This is a genomic window from Paenibacillus sp. J31P13 (assembly GCF_056269295.1).
On sequence record NZ_JBWDNR010000007.1, the window covers coordinates 211,776 to 229,595 of the forward strand.

Consider the following 17,820-nt stretch of genomic DNA (forward strand, 5'->3'; position numbering starts at 1 on the left):
AACTTCAATCCTATATATAGTCACTTTTCTAGCTATTATTTTTGGTTTCGGAATCGCTAGCATCCTATTACCGGATAAAGACATCTCCACTAGCGAAAATAGAATTTTAAGCCATTTTCCTACTATCAGCACGAAAACTGTTACATCACGAACTTTCTTCGAGGACATGAATCAGTATGTAAATGACCAAATTGTTTTTCGTAATGAAATGGTTGCCATCTATCAAAAGCAGCAAAATTCTAAGCTGAATAATTCATTGCTTTTCGAAAACATGTTTAACACAAAGAAACCACTGAATCCCGAAGACGGGACAGTAATAAAGGATTCACGCATAGTATCGAAACTCGTATTGATCAATCATAAGTGGATATTGCCTAATACGGACAAGGTTGTTCATGAGAGCAGAATCGATGAATCGACCGCAAAATTAAACGAAGCGGTGAAATTCGCCGAAGCTCAAAAAACAGAAACGTACTTTGTCTTCAATCCGTCGAGAACCAAAGGATTATTGCATTTATACCCGGAATATTTGCAAACTGATGCTTACACAAGATCCAAAAACTATTTCTTATCTAAGCTGAGCGATGATGTGAAAGTTGTTGATGTCGGAGACAAATTCGATACCTTTACAAAAGCCCAGTCCGAAGAGCTATACTTTGAAACTGACCACCACTGGACAATCAAAGGAGCTTTTGCAGCCTATCAGGAAATGATTACTCAAATTTCCAATAAGTCGAATATATTCGAGGACAAGCCCCTTTCTTTAAGTGAGATCAATGTATCTACATTAACAACCGGTAAATTCGAAGGCAGCTATAATACTCAAATTAATTATGTGATAAATCCTAAAACAGCAGATAGAACGGCTATTTACGAGCCTAAAACACCTTTTGCATTTAAGAAATTCGAGGTTATTGACAAAGACGGAACAGAATTAGTTACCAGCTTCAAAGACTTTTATGGTTATAAAAAGGGTCGAAGCACTTATGCTTATGGCACCCTATTTGGCGGCGATAGACGAAAAATCACATATGAAAATCCAAAAGCAAATAATAACTTAAATGTTATGCTGCTTAAAGACTCTTTCATGAATCCCCTCACGCCGTATTTAGCTCAGCATTTTAACAAACTAACCGTTTACGATAGTCGTTATTATTCGGAATTCAGCTTGCAAAAGATTTTAACGAGCGAGCATTATGATATGCTGCTCATCGCTTTCCATGACGATAATCTTTTCAGCGGCACCTATGATTTTGAAAAGATTAGCGAGCAATAGGTCTGTACCATTTGTATGATTCTAAATACTGCTTTAAGAAAAAAACCTGCAAGCCTTTAATAGTAAGGCTTGCAGGTTTTTTTATTTATTTGACTGGACCTTTATTAATCTCAGTAAGCTTAGTATTAATGGAAAAAATCTTTGCATTTACTTCCGAGATTCCGAATCCTGCTAATCTCTTTGTATGCATATCTAAGTAGTTTTCAGCTGTTTCTTTTGTTTTGAAAAGATAAATGCCTCCGGCTTCGCTTGTCTCTGGACTTTCCGTCCAAATCTTCCACATGAATCCGTCTTCTTCATTAATACTTTTCGCTAAATCAGAAAACGCCTCCGCCATTTCATTCCCGAAAGGTCCATTCATTTCAAAATCCACTTGTAATACGTATGCCATTGTCATTCTCCCTTATTCTTTTGTAGTTGTAACGTATGATTCCCCTAGCAATTCCTTTAATTGATAGCTGCTTGACGCAAGTTCCTTTTCAATAAAAGTATTCATATCTGCTTTTTCAATATCGTACATCACTTCCATTTCTTTCGAAAATAGAAGCTTTTCTTTTTCAAGCAGGCTAGAGAGTGATGGTTGTGGTTTGGGTTGTAATTCTTCCACATTAAGAGCCTGCTTTAATCCATCAATATAGTATTCTAATGGACGACTGCCAACCATTTTCACGCCTTTGTTTTCCGCATTCATTATTATAATAGTTGGAAACCCTCTGACACCTAGACTTCTTGTACGATCAAAATCTTCGTTTAATAATTGTTGCCCAACTGGTTGTTGCGCTTCATTTACAATCGCTTCTCCATGAAGTCCAAGATTATTTACGATTTCAACCATAATAGATTGATCCGCAATGTTTTGATTAAATGCAAACACGGCTTCTCTCGCACGACGTAAAAATTCATATGCCAATCTAGCATTATGGTTTTTTTGAATCACTTTAAATACACGAGATGGTGGATAGGATGAATGAACGGGGTTGTCATACCAAAGTGAACCATCAATAGGCATACGTGAGTGTTCTCCAACTTCTCTCCAATGACCCGCGACATCTTGAGGTCCGGCAATTCCGTTTGCAGGATCAACAGGTCCGTCACCCCATTTTTCCAGCAAACCTCCCATAAGGACGTGAAAGTTAAAATAGTGACCATATTGCTCTTTAAACCGACGAAGGACTGGTTCAAGAGCCCAGCAATGAGAGCAAATTGGATCCGTTACATAATAAACTTCAATGGTTTTTTGAGGTTGATTGAAATCAATAACCTCCATTTCCTCCTCACCAGCTTCACCGCATACCCCTGTTCCTAAATCACAAATCATATTATTATTGTTCATTAATTTATTTTTCCTCCCCAGCTTCTACGTGCATACAAAAAAGTACGCATTCCTAATTTGCTTTACAATCGTATAGTAGTTCATAATAATAACCATTAATACCACTAGATATTAAGATATGTCGTTAATACAACACATTGAAGAAATTGTTGAAAAAGCAGGAAGGACAATGATATGACTCAATCAAAAACGGATCCCCGAATTCTACGTACTCGTAAATTAATTATGGATTCTTTTATTGAACTTTCAGGTAAAAAAGAATTCAAAGATATTACCGTTAAAGATATTACAACAGAGGCAATGATTAATCGTGCAACCTTCTATTATCATTTTGAAGATATATATGACTTATTGGAAAAGGTATTATCCGAGGTGTTATTGATTAATTTGAATGGAAATGACTTGGAGAAACACGAAGAAAATGAAGATTTGTTTATTAGTATTTTCAAAGCCATTACCAACTTCCAAAACTCACTATCCAATCGTTGTCATAGAGGTTATGAAGATACCATTGGCCGTATCATTAGGGAGCAGCTCGAAATCTTGTTTTACAAAATGCTTTTAAAACAAAATAGGAAAGAAGCGGATGATGCGCTAAAAATTACTGCAGTCATATTAAGCTGGGGTATTTACGGAGCATCAACAGAATGGAGAAGAAATAGCAATAATATATCGCCTGAAGACTATATCAAATCAGCATTACCTTATTTAATGTCCGGAATTGATTTTGAGTCTAAAAAATAGCTAGTCTATCTGGTGACGATTAAAAACATTAAATAAAACTTGCTCAAGAAAAAGAAGACCTTTTTCTGCGAATTGTTGAATGTAGCTCAATCCTACAAGAATAGGTCCTCCTTTTTCCATCAATTTATACTAGATATTTCAGGTTCTCTGTCTATCCTTGGGCATCCTTGAGATTAGAAACATTCATGTGTTTTCTCTGATACGTAATCATCTACGATTATATTGATAATACGAAGTGATTCTTCCGCAATTGCTTCGTTAGAATTTCTATTACCGTCATATGTTATTAAAGCTTTCCATAGCGCCCAGCCTCTTGCTCTATTCCACGTTTCTTCATCCATATTCAGTACACTCTTGAATGTCTTTCTACTATTTTTTTCAAAAAAAGTCCACGCCATTGCTGCATCACAAGCAGGATCTCCTACGCCCAATATACCGAAATCAATGACTGCGCAAAGCTTACCATCTTTAACAAGTATATTTCCTGGCGCTACATCACCATGCACCCAAACTGGTACTGAATCCCATTCAGAATCCAATGCCAGTTGCCACATTTCTTTCAATAGATGTTCATTAAAAGTATCTTTATTATTCTCAATTGCAGATCTAGATTCTTCATCATATACAGCAATAGAGCCGCCTCTATAAAAGTTATGCTTCCCGGCTAAAGGACCCTCACTAGCATCTATAGATTGTAATTCAATTAGAAATGTACCCAACTCTTCTGCAAATTGATTCAGATCACTAATATTTTCATGAGACAATGTCTCTCCATCTAACCACTTGTTGATAGACCATGGCCATGGATATTCTTCACTAGGATTTCCTTTAGCTAACGGTGTTGAAATCGGCAATGAAAGTCCTTTGCTTAATATCGGCAGCCATTTCTGTTCTTTCTCCACTTGAGGAACATAGGATGCTGCGCTCGGCAGCCTTACACTTCTATGCTCGCCTAAATGAAACGTTCTATTATCATTTCCACCATATTTCACAGATTTGATCTCTAAATCCGACCATTCAGGAAATTGTTCATTTATTAATCGTGCAACTAAATCGACGTTTATATTTTTCATTAATTCTTCCTCCCTTGAACGAACAGACCCGTTCGTTCAACAAGAATATCTTTTAAAAATAGTATGAACTTGCCCCTAGCTAGTTCGGATAGGAAGGATTAATAACGGCTTGACCGCGATGCGTCTCACGTTCGCTCATCACGTTTGGATCTAACACGCTGCATACCTGATCATAGCTTAATTCAAATGATGGGTTGAACTCAGATGATGTTGCATATTGCAGCAGACTATGAAGAAGCTGGCGCACCTCAGGCTTCTCTTGCTGTCCTATAAGATCACTTGCACACACGAGCAAGCTTCCCTTGCCTACCTTAGCTTCAACGATTAAGCCTAACTTATGATTGCGCTCAAAGTTGTCGATGACCTGTACAATCGGACGGAAAGCTTCCGGCCATTCATCAAGGATAAGCGAATGGGAGTGCATCAGAATCGGCCACCACTGCCAATTGCTGTGGAACTCAGTCGGAAACATCCTAAAGGCGGGATGCTTCTCATCACATAAGATACCGAGCGTTCCCGGTGCAGGAGACGCGTTGTTTCCTTCACAAATAGACCTAAACATCGGATAACACCAGAAATCCGAAGCAAAAGCCCCTTTGATATGGGATGACAGCTGTTCTTGATGAGGAATGAGCAAGACGCGTCCGCCGCCTTCGAGTAAATCACTTACCTCTTGGTCGAATACTCTCCGCAAATGGACGTTAGCTTGAAGCTTCGGTTCAACCTGCGCCGACGGGTATACCCAGATCGGATAATGATTCGTGACGGTGCTGCCCTTCCATTTTAGCTCAAGCTCAAGCTTGGCAGGAGAAAGCGCAGCGGACAGATCGATTTGCAGCGTTCCTATGGATTCCAATGCACCTTGGCCGACATCCTTTGCCGCCGTAACCCCAGCCTCTATTAGTCGATCGCCTTGCTTAAGCGACCACTCCAGTTGTACAGCTTCAAGCGCACCAGCCCCGTAATTCGCAATTTCCAACTGAGCGACAAACGTCTCATCCACGGTATACGTAAATCGCGGAAACCGGGCAAGCAAGACGATTTCTGAGCAAAACTCGCGCCACCGCTCTGGCTCTATGAAGCCCTTGGATTCCATGAACGCGTCCAATACACCAACCAGTGCCGTACCTTGACCGGGAAAATCCTGCAGATCGAGCAGTTGAAACCCACCGAAGCCCGGCGTACGCAAAGCGGCTTCAATCTCTTCTCGGTAGCATATAACCGCCAGTTGACCAGATGCCCTAAAGAAAGAATCGGCTTGATCCAGCATTCCCGCAGCTTTAAGCCTTTCGCGAAAAACGTCAAAATTCCGTGCTTCCAAAACGCCGGTATACTTATCTATTTCTCCAAAATTCGGGAATGATTGATATTGCCCAATTTCATGGCTTATTGTAGGCACTTGAATGTCCGGAAGGTTGTTCTTATAGTCCGTTACAGTCGATGGATAGCTCGCCTGCACATGTCCAAGCGGCAAATCCGCATGGGAGAACGATGCTCGAACCATCGAGCCGCCATGTCCTGTTCGCATCGTGACCCAGAAATCGGAATCATTCGAGAAGGACGGTGCCCAGAAATAGTTATTGGCTCCTTCTGCGTATAAGCGCCTGTTATCTCGTTCCCGATACTCCACGAGCAGATTAGACATCGCCTTACGACTGCCATGCAATTCGTTGCCGAGCGTAAACAGGGCAAATGAAGGATGATTCCCGTAAGCCTCCAATATACGCAATCCTTCCTTACGCAAGTAGTCAGCCTTAGCCTCGTCATATCCCTCATCCTCTGGGTCTTGAAACGCGCCCCAATACGGCAACTCGGGCTCGAAATAAACACCGAGCAGATCCGCTGCCATAAATCCCGCTTCTGGCGGGCAGCAGGTATGAAAGCGATAATGATTAATGCCATAAGACTTGGCTGTTGCAAGTACCTTGATCCATTCCTCCACCGTCATTGGCGCATAACCTGTTAATGGAAATACCAGCGCATCATGTTTTCCCCGCAAAAACACTTTACGACCATTATTCGTAAACTGTGTTCCTTCCGTATCGAATTCACGCATGCCGAAGCTTACGGTTTGTTCATCTCGGTACAACTGCCCGCTTGCGATGGCCTCAAGACTCATATCCAAGCGATAGAGTACAGGCTTGAACTCATCCCACAGCTCGATATCTTCGCCGAGCTCATAATTTAACTCAAACGTCTGACTGCCCGGTACGGAATGAATCAAGGTTGTTTTTGCTGCTATCGTAAGATTCGCGAATCGTTGGTCAGTCCCAATAACGTCTGCTATCACCATTGATATATTGGCATCCGCATTGTCTTTGGTATCGTTTATCACATGAAACCTCAGCCGAACGGACTTATTTGCAACATCAGGAAATGCCTGAACATTATCCAAACGGATCAGATCCGCTGCTTGAATCTCTATTCTGCCGAGCAGTCCGTTCCAGTTCGTTTGCGTATCGGGAGATGTCATATGCCCGCCCTTTATCGGCAAGCCGCTGTTATCGACCATTACGGTTAAGGTATATGTGCCCGGAGTCATTGTCCCAAAATCATAGATATGAGGTGCGCTAACGCTGTTCTGCATTCCTTTCCATTCATCGCCGATCCAAATCTGTGTCACTCTCGTCCGCTCCAAGTATAACTGGATATGCTTGTTTGCCCATTCTTCCTTGATTTCAATCTCTCGTTGGTACCATGCATAACCATTAAGCGGATAAGTTTCGGTCAAATGGGCGACTTCTCTAGCCCTGTTATATTCACCTTTTTTATTTTCCGCTGTTGTCCCGGGCAACTGAATTTGATCCTGCAGCCGCTCGTTATAATATGTTTGATCGATGCCTTGTTTCGACTCGTCCAAGCAAAATCTCCATATGCCCGCTATTGATTCTTGTATCATATCTATAACTGCCTCCAGCCCTTGGTAGAATACTCTTTAGTGATAGTCTCTAAATTCTTGCGGCGTATATCCTGTCGTCTTCTTAAATAAATAAGCAAAATAAGCGGAGGTTTGAAACCCGACCTGCTCAGATACTTCGTATATTTTGATGCTTGGATCTCGAAGCAGCTCTTTTGCTCTATTCATACGTATTTCCTGCAAAAAATCGGATATCGTTTTGCCCATTTCTTTCTTGAACAACACACTTAAGTAACTGGCATTCAGATGATAAATTTCGGCGATTTGCTTAACGGTTATATGCGCTTGGAAATGCGCTTCTATATACTCGGAAATCTTGCCGATCAGATTATGCCTTTGATTCGCTTCGCTCTTCGTTTCAATGACCATATAGCGCTGAACGTAATCGAGCACGACTTCTCGAACTTGCACCTCGTTCCTGCAATCGATAAGTTTTTGCCACATTTCCAAATTCATTTCCCCGCCGACCTCTTTGCTCCACTTCTGCTTACGGGCAAGCTCGCTTAGCAGCGCCATGCCAAACGCTTGAATGTAAGAGAATAGTATAGAAGGCTGAGACAGCAGCATATCGAATACATGGTTAACATGTTCGGCAACCTTACGGGCATCAGCGGAAACTTCAGTCAGCTGTATAATTTCGGGTATAACCTCTTCGTGCAACCGAAATTGTTGAAAATCTGTTTCATCCAGACGGTCGTAATGTAATAGTAGACCACCCTCCATTAGGCGTGATCTTGCCATCATGAACTTCGCTTCCTTGTAAAGGAAAGGAAGCTCTTCCCAGCTCGTGCATGTTCGACTATTGCCGATCGTTATCGTTGAATCGTATTGCTCCCGCATGACGTTTTGAATGAATACAAGCTGCTTTTCAATTGAGGCCCGCTCCAGAGGATGTAAATTAATGTGCAGAGCGACAATCTCATCGGCATCAGTCTTAGCGACATATACATGATGATAATCGCTTAAACCGATATTAACCGCTTTCAAAAATCCCGTTCCGATAGCGACTCGCTCTCTCGCATCCTGTCCCGAGGAATGGAATTGGTCATAACTGAAGACGATTAACCCCATTTCTTGATTGTTGAGGGGAAGATCCAGCAGACGTCTCCATGAAAGCAGCATTTCATTATTAACGCCTTCTTCTGCAATGACATCCGCTACGAACCGCTCCCTGACGACGTCCAAGCTGCCTGATACTTTCTGCCTCAGCTCCTGCGCTTGATTCTCGATTTGCTTCAGCTTCTCTATAGTCGTACGAAAGCTTGCCAGCTTACTTTCGACTTCCTCTACTTTAATCGGCTTTAACACATAAGCCTGCGCTCCTACGTTCATGGCTTCCTGAACGAATTCAAATTCATTGTATCCGCTAATCATAAGCACCTGAAGCTGTGTATACAAAGCTTTACTTTCGGCAACAAGCTCGATGCCTGTCATGACGGGCATCGAAACATCCGATATGAGCACATCTATTCGATTGTTCCGCAATATATCTAACGCCTCGAGTCCCGACTCAGCCGTGTAAGGCGCATCATAACCCAGCTCCTGCCATCGAATATATCGAACAAGCCCTTGAATATGAGTAGGCTCATCATCAACGATTAACGCTTTTAACAACGTTACAACACCTTCCTTATCTCCGGCCTTTGTACGCAGACCGGAATAATAATCGTTACCGCTGTCCACTCGTTTTCTTTGCTTTCTATCGTGAATTGATGCTTATTTTCAAAATACAGCTGGAGTCTTTCGCGAATATTTGCCGTACCATATCCATTGCCGCTCCCTACCTGTTTCCCTTGCTGAATTTGCTCCAAAGTCCTGCTTGGGATGCCTCTCCCATTATCGAAAACCTCGAATCGAACGTTATCCTGCTCAAGCTGTGCCGATATTCGGATGACAGCGTCTTTCTTGCCTGTAATGTTGCCGTGTAAATAACAGTTTTCTACAATAGGCTGCAGCAGCAGCTTAATTGTATATAACTCCTGCAATTCTTCTTCAATGTGCCAATCAATGTTTACCCTGTCCGGGTAACGCATCTCCTGAATATCCAAATAGGCTTTCACATGATCAAGCTCACCTTTTATTTGCGTCACATTGATTTTATTGTCCAGCGCCAACCGGTAAAATGCGGTCAATGCATCAATGGTACGCAGCTGCGTCTCATCTTGGAGATCTAATGCTCTCCATCTCAGCAGGCTGAGCGAATTATAAATAAAATGGGGATTGATCTGCGCCTGTAATGCTTTAAACGATTGTTCCCGCTCCCTGAGCTTGGCTTGGGTTATATCTTCTACAAGCTTCCCTAAGCGGCCAGACATGGAGTTGAACAGAACCTCAAGATCGCCGAGCTCATCCTTGCCTGTATTCCGAATGCTAACATCGAATTGACCTTGGCTGATATCATGCATGCGCGTGCCAAGCTTGTGAATACGCCAAACAACATTTTTCAGCACCGTCATGATCAGAAAGGTGGAGCAAACCAGAAAAAAGAATATCGCCGCGATAATACCATACAGAATTGACTTGGACTGTCTCTCTAACTGATCCATCTGAATGAGCGCAGCTACGCGCCAATTTGAATCAATTGCCCTTACCATTATGAGATTCCCATCGACTATTCTTCCATCGGATAAGCCCGTCTCGCCCAAGCCCTTATTTAATGGCGTCTCTTCGGCCTTCAAGCCGATTTGCTGCGGATCGGAGGAAACGATAATATAGCCGTTTTCGTCAATGATCAATAAATCCCCAGAACCTCCGAACGGCCGGTCGAACAACTTGCCGAACACGGTTCGATAATCAAGAAGCATATAGATGATACCCAGCAGATTACCTGATGGACTCATAATTTTATGAGAAATGACAAGCTTATCCTTGTTCACGTTTTTCCATAATAATGAGTTTGGGGTTTCGCTCGCATTCTCGAACCAAGTCGTCTCATCGATGCCTGGCTGCAGCTTTCGCCCTTCCGGCTTCCAAAGCAGCCGTCCGTCCTGCACGAGCATCGGATTTGTATGATAAATCCGAAAGTCTTCAATTCCCGGCAAGTATTTACTCGTGAATAGGAATGATCGGTCCACATATTCGACCGTATTCAACTGCTCAAACATATCCGAATAATCCCGGCTCAACCGTGAGATCAGCTCTCCATCCGTTGCCGTCCGTATAGCGAGCACATCATAGCTTTGCTTTCGGAATTCGATATTCTGAACCGTCTGGCGCATCGCTTCATTAACCGTGACCATATAGTTGTCTCGGAAGCTCTCAAGCGCAAGGTAAGTAGCCCCAATTCCTAGCAATATGGTAGGAACAAAGATAATGGCTCCGTATAGAAACAATATTTTACCGCGTAGATTCATCTTTCTGGTATAGCGAATTACGGTTCTTTCAAGGCTGCGTCGAAATTGCATCGTATTCCTCCTCCTTTCCACAGTTTAACGGCAATCACAACAATGGAAAAGGGAGCAACCTCTATAAAGGGGTTGCTCCGTCAGCGGCTATTGCCCGCCTTGCTCTTTTAGCAGAAGGTCATACTGCTCATGCCACTCCTGCTTGACTTCCGTCCAGTGCCCACGTTTCTCAAGCGCATCGCGGAATGCTTTCCAGGTCGTTTCGAACTGTTCGTCGCTTGTTGCCATGATGAATTTCGCTCTGTACTCTTTTCTTATGTTCTCGAGCTCGGGCAAATATTTCTCTAACAATCCTCCAGCTTTGGCCTTAACCAAATCATGGGGTTGCGAGCTGCGTACAGCGCCCATCTGACCTACCGCAGCGGTGAATTCCGCCGTCTTTTTGCTTCCTGCTTTATCGCTATCACCGTAGTTCCACCATGGATACCAATCATTATTGTAAGTAGAAATCATGTAAAGCTCAGGAGTTACTTTTGCTTTCTGAGCAGGCTCGCCGGAATTACGAGCTTTCTCGTATACGGCATCTGTATATTTCCATTTTCCCAGCGGCTGATCGATCCAGCTCCAGAACTTTCCTTCCGGTCCTTCGTTAATTACGTTTTGTTGCTCTGCTTTCGGCTGAAGCGTGTAGTCAAGGAACTTCAAAATCGCCTCTGCATTTTTGGAGTCTTTGCTAATGTAGACGTCATATCCCGGATACGGATTGATGACTGTGTTTGCTCCCAGCTTCTCAACGCCCTCTACTTTAGGGAATGGAACGACTTGATAGAACCAGCCCGGCTCTGTCGGTCCATCTAGTTGCTCCCATAATGTCGCATCGACATTAAAAAAGCTGCCCACGTTCATAGCCGTGCGTCCGGCTTTGTTTTTCTCTTTGTAGCGTTCTTTCTTATCGGTTACGACCTCCGGATCAACCAGGTTGGAGCGATACATTTTGCTCATCCATTGGTAAGCCGCTTTATACTGCGGGTCATCGTACAACAAGACCAATTCGTCGCCTTTCTTCTCTACCGGGATAATGCCGCCTCCCGTCGTTACGCCGAACGTGCTCAAAACCGCGTTTTCATCGTTCCAAGTTGCCGTATCGTTAGGGTCCATTAAGAAACTAAGAGGAAGCAATGACTTGCCGGACTCGTCTTTTTGCTCGGCAGCTTTTTTCAAGAATGCTTCAACGCCTTCAATAGTAGCCAAATCTGCTACGGTCATTCCCGCCTTCTCTAGAACATCCGTACGTACGAGCCATGTTTGTGATGCCCAGCCCGGCCACGGATTGTCAGGATTTTGGTCGAACCAGGTCGGAATAGACCAAATATGTCCATCCGCGTCCTTCATCTGTTCCAAATACTCCTTAGGAATTGCTGCAAGGCTTGGATATTTATCAGGCATATCGAAATATTGCTCCACTGACATGATTTTATTGGAACGAATCATTGCTGCTTTTACAATTTCGCTGCGATTGAAGATGGCTGCATCCTCGAAGCCGCCCGTGTTCAGCTTTAAGTTAAGCGCGGTTATCGCGTCCCCTTGCGTCGCCTCAAGCTCTACTTCTACGCCAGGCTCCTCTTCTTTCCAATACTTTTGGACAAGACTATCATTGTTAATCGTAGCCGACCAGCCCAACCAAAGATTAAATTTTTGAGTTCCTGTCGTTCCTTTGCTGCTGCCCTGCTCTGTATTCGTGTTCTTCGGATCATTCTTAGGTGTGTTCGAACCGGAACATCCTGCGACCACAGACAGCAGTAAGACCGCGGTCATTGCCATTAAGCCGCTCTTCTTTAACCATTTGCTTTCCATCCTTAAATCTCCCCTCTTCTGTTGCCTTGTCATGGTATATGGTCAATCATAATACCCATCATTAGTCCGCTATTACCCTTTAACAGAGCCGATCAATACGCCCTTCACAAAATATTTTTGAAGGAACGGATACACACAGAGAATCGGAATGGCGCTTACCATTACCGTTGCCATTTTGACTGACATGAGCGTCACATTTTGCATTTGCGATCCCCTTGCGAGCGCTTCCTGATTCGAATTCGAACCTAAGATAGCTGACATGTCCTGCGCCGACAAAAGCTGTTGTAAAAATGTTTGTACTGGAATTAGGTCTTGTTTGGTGACATAGAACGCTCCTGCGAACCAATCATTCCAATGGCCGACAGCGGTGAACAAACCGAGTGCCGCAAGCATAGGTTTCGATAACGGAACAATAATTTGGAGCAATACGCGGAACGGCCCAGCGCCGTCCAGCTCTGCCGACTCAATAAGCGCCTCTGGAATGCCTTGAATGAACTTCAACATGACAAACATATTCCACGCTGAGAACATGCCGGGTATGATATAAACCAAAAAGTTATTAATAAGACCCAAGTTATAAAGCTGAATATAGAGAGGTACAAGTCCTCCGCTAAAGAGCATGGTGATCAAAATATAACTCAGAATCGATTTGCGGAACGGAACCTGCGTATACGATAAACCGAATGCAACCATCAGCGTGACCAAAAGACCAGCTATTGTGCCAAGAATGGTACGCAGGATCGTAATCAGATAAGCATGCTGGATGACTTCGTTGCCGAGCACAATTTCATAGTTGATTAGCGTAAACGCCCTTGGCCATAAGTAAACGCCGCCCTTCGCCGCGTCAGTTCCCTCATTCAGCGAGATCGCCAGCATATAGGCGAAAGGATACAGCACGGACAAACATAGCAGAAGCATTAAACCGACAAGGATGCATTGCGAGATGATTTCTCCAGATGTACGTTTCATCGATTACCACAACCCCTCGCCATTCAATTTTCTAGATACCTGGTTCGTGAACACGACTAAAATAAGACTTATAACGGATGACAGCAATCCAATAGCAGTAGCCATTCCGAAATACCCCTGTTGAAGACCGGTTCGAAGAACATACGTATCGAGAACGTCCCCTACCTGCATATTCGCCGGATTCAAGAGCGGATAAATCTGATCCATGCCCACGGTAATAAGACTTGGAATGCTAAGGATGAGAACGATCGAAACCGTTGGTATAATGCCTGGCAGCGTGACATTCCGAATCTGCGCCCACTTCCCTGCACCTTCCACCTTAGCCGCTTCATATAACTGGGGATCGATCGCCGTAATCGCCGCGAGATATAAAATCGTATTCCAGCCTACTTCTTTCCATAAACCGCTAGAGATGATCATGGGCCTGAACCAATCTTCCGAGCCAAGGAAGAAGATCGGCTCCCCACCCATTTTCGTGATCAAATCATTCGCTAAGCCGCCGTCTAAAGTAAGAAATGATTGCAAAATATAAGCAACAACAATCCATGAGAAGAAATGGGGCAGGTAGCTGACAGATTGCACGAATCTTTTAAATCCTGCACTCACCAATTCATTAATCATTATGGCCAGTATGATCGGAGCCGGAAATCCGAATACGAATTTCAATACCGAAATGAATAACGTATTTTTTACGACTATCCAAAACTGAGGCTCTTGTAAAAACGAAAAGTTTTGTAATCCTACCCAAGTGCTGTCCCATATCGAGGAACCAATTTGAAAGTCACGGAATGCGATTTGAATGCCAGCCATGGGAACATAATTAAATAGAAGCAAAAGCAAAACGGCCGGAAAAATCATTACATATTGCCATCGGTATTTGTAAAGTCTTGCTAACATGATGTCGCGTCCCTCCTTCTGATATTCATTGTAAGCGCATTTATTAAGGCAAACCATATAACGGTGATTGGATTTTCATCGTAATCATTTGCTCTTTGTGCGGTAACATAGCAAAAAAGCAGGCTGCCTTGAGGCTACCTAGCTCTCTCCCGACTTTTTGACTCCGCCCTGCGGTGCATTTCAACGCCACAAATCCGTAACAACTTGCCCATTGTGCATCATTGCCCATTGGGCAATAATATAGATATGTGTTTATTTTCGAAAAAGCTTCCAGTCCATCTGAAAAGAGGTGAACGCTTAGGCGTTATATGATGAACAAACAAAACCTACGCCATATCAAAAGAGAAGCAACCGCGTATGCGCTTGCCGATGCAGCGTTCGCTCTTGCTCTTGAAAGGGGAATGGACGGCTTCGTTGTCGAAGATGTCGTGCAGCGCGCCGGTTACTCCAGAAGAACGTTCGCGAACCACTACTCCTGCAAGGAGGAAGCGGTAGCGTCGGCGGCTGTCATCTTTAAAGGCGCTGATGAAGTGAAGGATTGGATCGAAGGATTAAACGAGGACATTTCCCCGCTTGATATCCTGTACCATTTGATGAAGATGCAGCTGACAGCAGAGCACTTCTTGAAATTGCAACAGCTTGTATCGCTCTCGAAGCAGTTCCCGTCACTTGAACCATACATCCTCAGCGGACTGCGCCGTCTGCAAATATCCGCTCAGGAGACATTGAGTGAGTTATCCCATGGCCGTTATCCCGAGGGGTATACCCACCTTCTCGTCGGCGCTGTTTATGGGGCGGTACTTCCATTATTTGACGGCAGCCTGAACGTGCTGCTTCCAGGTCAATCAGCCGCTGAAATCCCGGAGGCTGTTACGCTCGATCACTATTTAGACACCATGTTCGATTACTTGCGAAACGGATTCTAGTCCATTACTTCAAGTTATTTCTACATGCAAAGGAGAAGCCATAACTTATGTCAACGTTCCTGTACAGATTGGGCAAGTCAGCCTATACCAAACCATGGTATTTCATTATCAGTTGGATCGCGATCCTCGGAGTTGTGCTCGCCATACTCGGGGTCAACGGAATACATGTCAGTTCCGATATGAAAATTGAGGGCACGGAATCGCAGAAGGTGTTAGACCAGTTGTCGGCAGAGCTGCCGGAAGCTTCGGGCGGACAAGCCAGTATCGTGTTTACGGCACCAAAGGGTGAACGTCTGGACACGCCGGAGCGTTTGAGCTCCATTAGCAATGCTGTTAATGATGTATACAACCTTGAATATGTTATTAATCCCATCGAACTGGCTGCGAAAGCCGGTGCTTCAGCATCTGGCAACACGCAAGGAAGTGAAGCAGCACAAGGGAACGGAGCAGCGCAAGAAACCACAGGTGAAATTCCTCCCTACGGTCCTCTGATGGTGAACGGTGTTCCAGTACCAGGCGTGATGCTTGCATCTGACGGCAGCGTCGCCCTGTTCCAATTCCAATTCACTGTTCAGCAAATGTCGCTTCCCGAATCGGTCCCCGATTCCGTAATTGATGCCGTCATGATCGTTGAGCAGACTGGTATTACCGCATTACCTAGCGACTCCCTTTCGACCAAGCCTGCTATTGGTTCGACTGAAGCAATCGGTATCGCTGTCGCCGCTGTTGTGCTTTTCATGACACTAGGTTCAGTTGTTGCTGCAGGCTTGCCGCTTCTGACCGCTCTAATGGGAGTAGGTATAAGCGTAGGTGGGGCATATGCCTTCTCGAAATTCATTCATATGACCGATCTCACGCCTGTTTTGGCGCTGATGGTTGGGCTTGCCGTTGGTATCGACTACTCGCTGTTCATCGTAAACCGCCAGCGCCGCATGATTCTCGATCAGGGACTAAGTGCTCGGGAAGCAGCTAGCAGAGCAGTCGGCACCGCTGGGAGCGCCGTGTTTTTCGCTGGCTTGACCGTTATCATTGCCTTGTGCGGCATGCTTGTGATCGGAATTGGCTTTTTATCCGCGATGGCGCTTGTTGCCGCTTTGGCCGTCCTCGTCAATGTACTCGTTGCCCTTACCCTGCTGCCGGCTCTACTGGGTCTGATGGGTGAACGCATCTGCTCGGCTAAAGCGCGCACGAAGAGCAGCAGCCATACGAATAAAATTTCTCATGGATTCGCACACCGCTGGATAAAAGGCGTATCTAAGGGTCGTTGGCTGATTATTGTTGGCGTCATTGTCATCCTTGGCGCAGCGGCACTTCCGGTCGCAAACATGGAAATGGGCATCCCTTCGGGTGCCACGGCGAACTTGGACACTCCATCCAGACAGAGCTACGACGCCATTTCAAACGGCTTCGGCGAGGGCTTCAATGGTCCGCTGCTCCTGGTCGCCGAACCAAAAGGAGCCTCGGACACCATTACGATGGAAACGCTGGGCCAGCTGGTTCAAAAGCTCCAGCAGCATGACAACGTTTCGCTCGTAACGCCGATGGGCGTAAACAAAACCGGCAATATGGCGATTATTAGTCTCATTCCGAAAACAGGGCCTACCGATGCAGATACGAAAGATTTGGTGCAAGAGCTTCGCGCGTCCGATCCGAGCATGGCGCTGATGGATGATGTCACGATTGGCGTTACTGGATTCACCGCGATCAACATCGATATGTCCTCGAAGCTGGCTGAGGTATTCCCGCTTTACGTCGGCATTATCGTCATCCTATCGCTCATTATTCTGCTGCTCGTATTTCGCTCAATTATCGTACCGCTCAAAGCTACGGTTGGCTTCCTTCTTAGTGTGCTCGCCACATTCGGGATTACTACAGCCGTATTCCAATGGGGATGGCTGCACTCCCTCTTCGGCTTTGATACCGGCGGTCCGCTGCTCAGCTTTATGCCGATTATGGTTACCGGCATTCTTTATGGGCTGGCGATGGATTATCAGGTCTTCCTTGTCAGTTCGATGCGCGAGTCATACGTCCATGGGCATCGTGGAACGGAGAGCGTCGTTCACGGATACAATCAGGCCAGCCGCGTAGTTGTAGCGGCAGCCGTGATTATGGTATCCGTCTTCGCCGGCTTTATTTTCGCTCATGATATCATGATCAAACAGATCGGTTTTGCGCTGGCGATCGGCATTCTTATTGATGCCTTCATCGTCCGCATGGCGCTCGTCCCAGCAGTCATGGCGATCTTCGGAGATAAAGCGTGGTGGCTGCCAAAATGGTTAGACCGCATGCTGCCGAACCTGGATGTCGAAGGCGATAAGCTCCTTGCAGTACTGAAGGAGCAGGAAGGCTCCACTGACATCAAGGTTAAACCTCGTAATGCTTACTGATTTCATTTCTCGTAGATTTGGATAGACATAGAAAAAGAAGGCCAACCAGATCATCTGGTTGGCCTTTGTTTCACTTATGATCCCGAAATGGCATCTATTC

Annotated in this window: 13 protein-coding genes; 4 read left to right on the forward strand and 9 right to left on the reverse strand. The window is 44.8% G+C overall.

Going from position 1 to position 17,820, the window contains the following annotated elements; genetic code table 11:
* Positions 1–166: 166 nt before the first annotated feature.
* A complete protein-coding gene (locus AC0YOD_RS22000; protein WP_475801484.1) occupies positions 167–1,276 on the forward strand; it encodes a DHHW family protein in 1,110 nt (369 codons plus the stop codon).
* A gap of 85 nt (positions 1,277–1,361) precedes the next feature.
* Here the strand turns inward: AC0YOD_RS22000 and AC0YOD_RS22005 are convergent, their stop codons facing one another.
* Both AC0YOD_RS22005 and AC0YOD_RS22010 read right to left on the reverse strand, forming a co-directional pair.
* On the reverse strand, positions 1,362–1,667 hold the full coding sequence (locus AC0YOD_RS22005) for a monooxygenase (protein ID WP_475801485.1): 306 nt from the start codon (positions 1,665–1,667) through the stop codon (positions 1,362–1,364).
* 12 nt (positions 1,668–1,679) lie between these two features.
* Positions 1,680–2,609 (reverse strand): DsbA family protein, encoded by a 930-nt coding sequence (locus AC0YOD_RS22010; protein WP_475801486.1) that lies wholly within the window; start codon positions 2,607–2,609, stop codon positions 1,680–1,682.
* A 174-nt stretch (positions 2,610–2,783) separates the two neighbouring features.
* Here AC0YOD_RS22010 and AC0YOD_RS22015 point away from each other — a divergent pair, with 174 nt between their 5' ends.
* Positions 2,784–3,353: a TetR/AcrR family transcriptional regulator gene (locus AC0YOD_RS22015; protein WP_475801487.1), complete on the forward strand. Its 570-nt coding sequence runs from the start codon at positions 2,784–2,786 to the stop codon at positions 3,351–3,353.
* Positions 3,354–3,526: 173 nt separating this feature from the next.
* Here the strand turns inward: AC0YOD_RS22015 and AC0YOD_RS22020 are convergent, their stop codons facing one another.
* From AC0YOD_RS22020 to AC0YOD_RS22050, 7 genes are all read right to left on the reverse strand, one after another.
* Positions 3,527–4,426 (reverse strand): aminoglycoside phosphotransferase family protein, encoded by a 900-nt coding sequence (locus AC0YOD_RS22020; RefSeq protein ID WP_475801488.1) that lies wholly within the window; start codon positions 4,424–4,426, stop codon positions 3,527–3,529.
* A gap of 79 nt (positions 4,427–4,505) precedes the next feature.
* Positions 4,506–7,325: a sugar-binding domain-containing protein gene (locus AC0YOD_RS22025; protein WP_475801489.1), complete on the reverse strand. Its 2,820-nt coding sequence runs from the start codon at positions 7,323–7,325 to the stop codon at positions 4,506–4,508.
* A gap of 36 nt (positions 7,326–7,361) precedes the next feature.
* Entirely contained in the window at positions 7,362–9,026 is a 1,665-nt protein-coding gene (locus tag AC0YOD_RS22030) for a response regulator transcription factor (RefSeq protein ID WP_475801490.1), read from the reverse strand.
* Positions 8,960–10,747 (reverse strand): sensor histidine kinase, encoded by a 1,788-nt coding sequence (locus AC0YOD_RS22035; protein WP_475801491.1) that lies wholly within the window; start codon positions 10,745–10,747, stop codon positions 8,960–8,962. The genes AC0YOD_RS22030 and AC0YOD_RS22035 overlap by 67 nt, the downstream gene beginning before the upstream one ends.
* Positions 10,748–10,834: 87 nt before the next feature.
* Complete coding sequence (locus AC0YOD_RS22040) at positions 10,835–12,541, reverse strand: type 2 periplasmic-binding domain-containing protein (RefSeq protein WP_475801492.1); 1,707 nt, start codon at positions 12,539–12,541, stop codon at positions 10,835–10,837.
* A gap of 72 nt (positions 12,542–12,613) precedes the next feature.
* Positions 12,614–13,510: a carbohydrate ABC transporter permease gene (locus AC0YOD_RS22045; RefSeq protein ID WP_475801493.1), complete on the reverse strand. Its 897-nt coding sequence runs from the start codon at positions 13,508–13,510 to the stop codon at positions 12,614–12,616.
* A gap of 3 nt (positions 13,511–13,513) precedes the next feature.
* Positions 13,514–14,407: an ABC transporter permease gene (locus AC0YOD_RS22050; protein ID WP_475801494.1), complete on the reverse strand. Its 894-nt coding sequence runs from the start codon at positions 14,405–14,407 to the stop codon at positions 13,514–13,516.
* A gap of 311 nt (positions 14,408–14,718) precedes the next feature.
* On the opposite strand from AC0YOD_RS22050, the gene AC0YOD_RS22055 reads away from it, so the two are divergent.
* Together AC0YOD_RS22055 and AC0YOD_RS22060 are read left to right on the forward strand one after the other, a co-directional pair.
* Positions 14,719–15,333 (forward strand): TetR/AcrR family transcriptional regulator, encoded by a 615-nt coding sequence (locus AC0YOD_RS22055; protein ID WP_475801527.1) that lies wholly within the window; start codon positions 14,719–14,721, stop codon positions 15,331–15,333.
* A 47-nt stretch (positions 15,334–15,380) separates the two neighbouring features.
* Positions 15,381–17,720 (forward strand): MMPL family transporter, encoded by a 2,340-nt coding sequence (locus AC0YOD_RS22060; protein WP_475801495.1) that lies wholly within the window; start codon positions 15,381–15,383, stop codon positions 17,718–17,720.
* The last annotated feature ends 100 nt before the right edge of the window (positions 17,721–17,820 follow it).

Coding starts and splice junctions, on each gene's coding strand:
- AC0YOD_RS22000 (WP_475801484.1), top strand. CDS start 167: ATGAATCAGTATGTAAATGACCAAATTGTTTTTCGTAATGAAATGGTT.
- AC0YOD_RS22005 (WP_475801485.1), bottom strand. CDS start 1,667: ATGGCATACGTATTACAAGTGGATTTTGAAATGAATGGACCTTTCGGG.
- AC0YOD_RS22010 (WP_475801486.1), bottom strand. CDS start 2,609: ATGAACAATAATAATATGATTTGTGATTTAGGAACAGGGGTATGCGGT.
- AC0YOD_RS22015 (WP_475801487.1), top strand. CDS start 2,784: ATGACTCAATCAAAAACGGATCCCCGAATTCTACGTACTCGTAAATTA.
- AC0YOD_RS22020 (WP_475801488.1), bottom strand. CDS start 4,426: ATGAAAAATATAAACGTCGATTTAGTTGCACGATTAATAAATGAACAA.
- AC0YOD_RS22025 (WP_475801489.1), bottom strand. CDS start 7,325: ATGATACAAGAATCAATAGCGGGCATATGGAGATTTTGCTTGGACGAG.
- AC0YOD_RS22035 (WP_475801491.1), bottom strand. CDS start 10,747: ATGCAATTTCGACGCAGCCTTGAAAGAACCGTAATTCGCTATACCAGA.
- AC0YOD_RS22040 (WP_475801492.1), bottom strand. CDS start 12,541: ATGGAAAGCAAATGGTTAAAGAAGAGCGGCTTAATGGCAATGACCGCG.
- AC0YOD_RS22045 (WP_475801493.1), bottom strand. CDS start 13,510: ATGAAACGTACATCTGGAGAAATCATCTCGCAATGCATCCTTGTCGGT.
- AC0YOD_RS22050 (WP_475801494.1), bottom strand. CDS start 14,407: ATGTTAGCAAGACTTTACAAATACCGATGGCAATATGTAATGATTTTT.
- AC0YOD_RS22055 (WP_475801527.1), top strand. CDS start 14,719: ATGAACAAACAAAACCTACGCCATATCAAAAGAGAAGCAACCGCGTAT.
- AC0YOD_RS22060 (WP_475801495.1), top strand. CDS start 15,381: ATGTCAACGTTCCTGTACAGATTGGGCAAGTCAGCCTATACCAAACCA.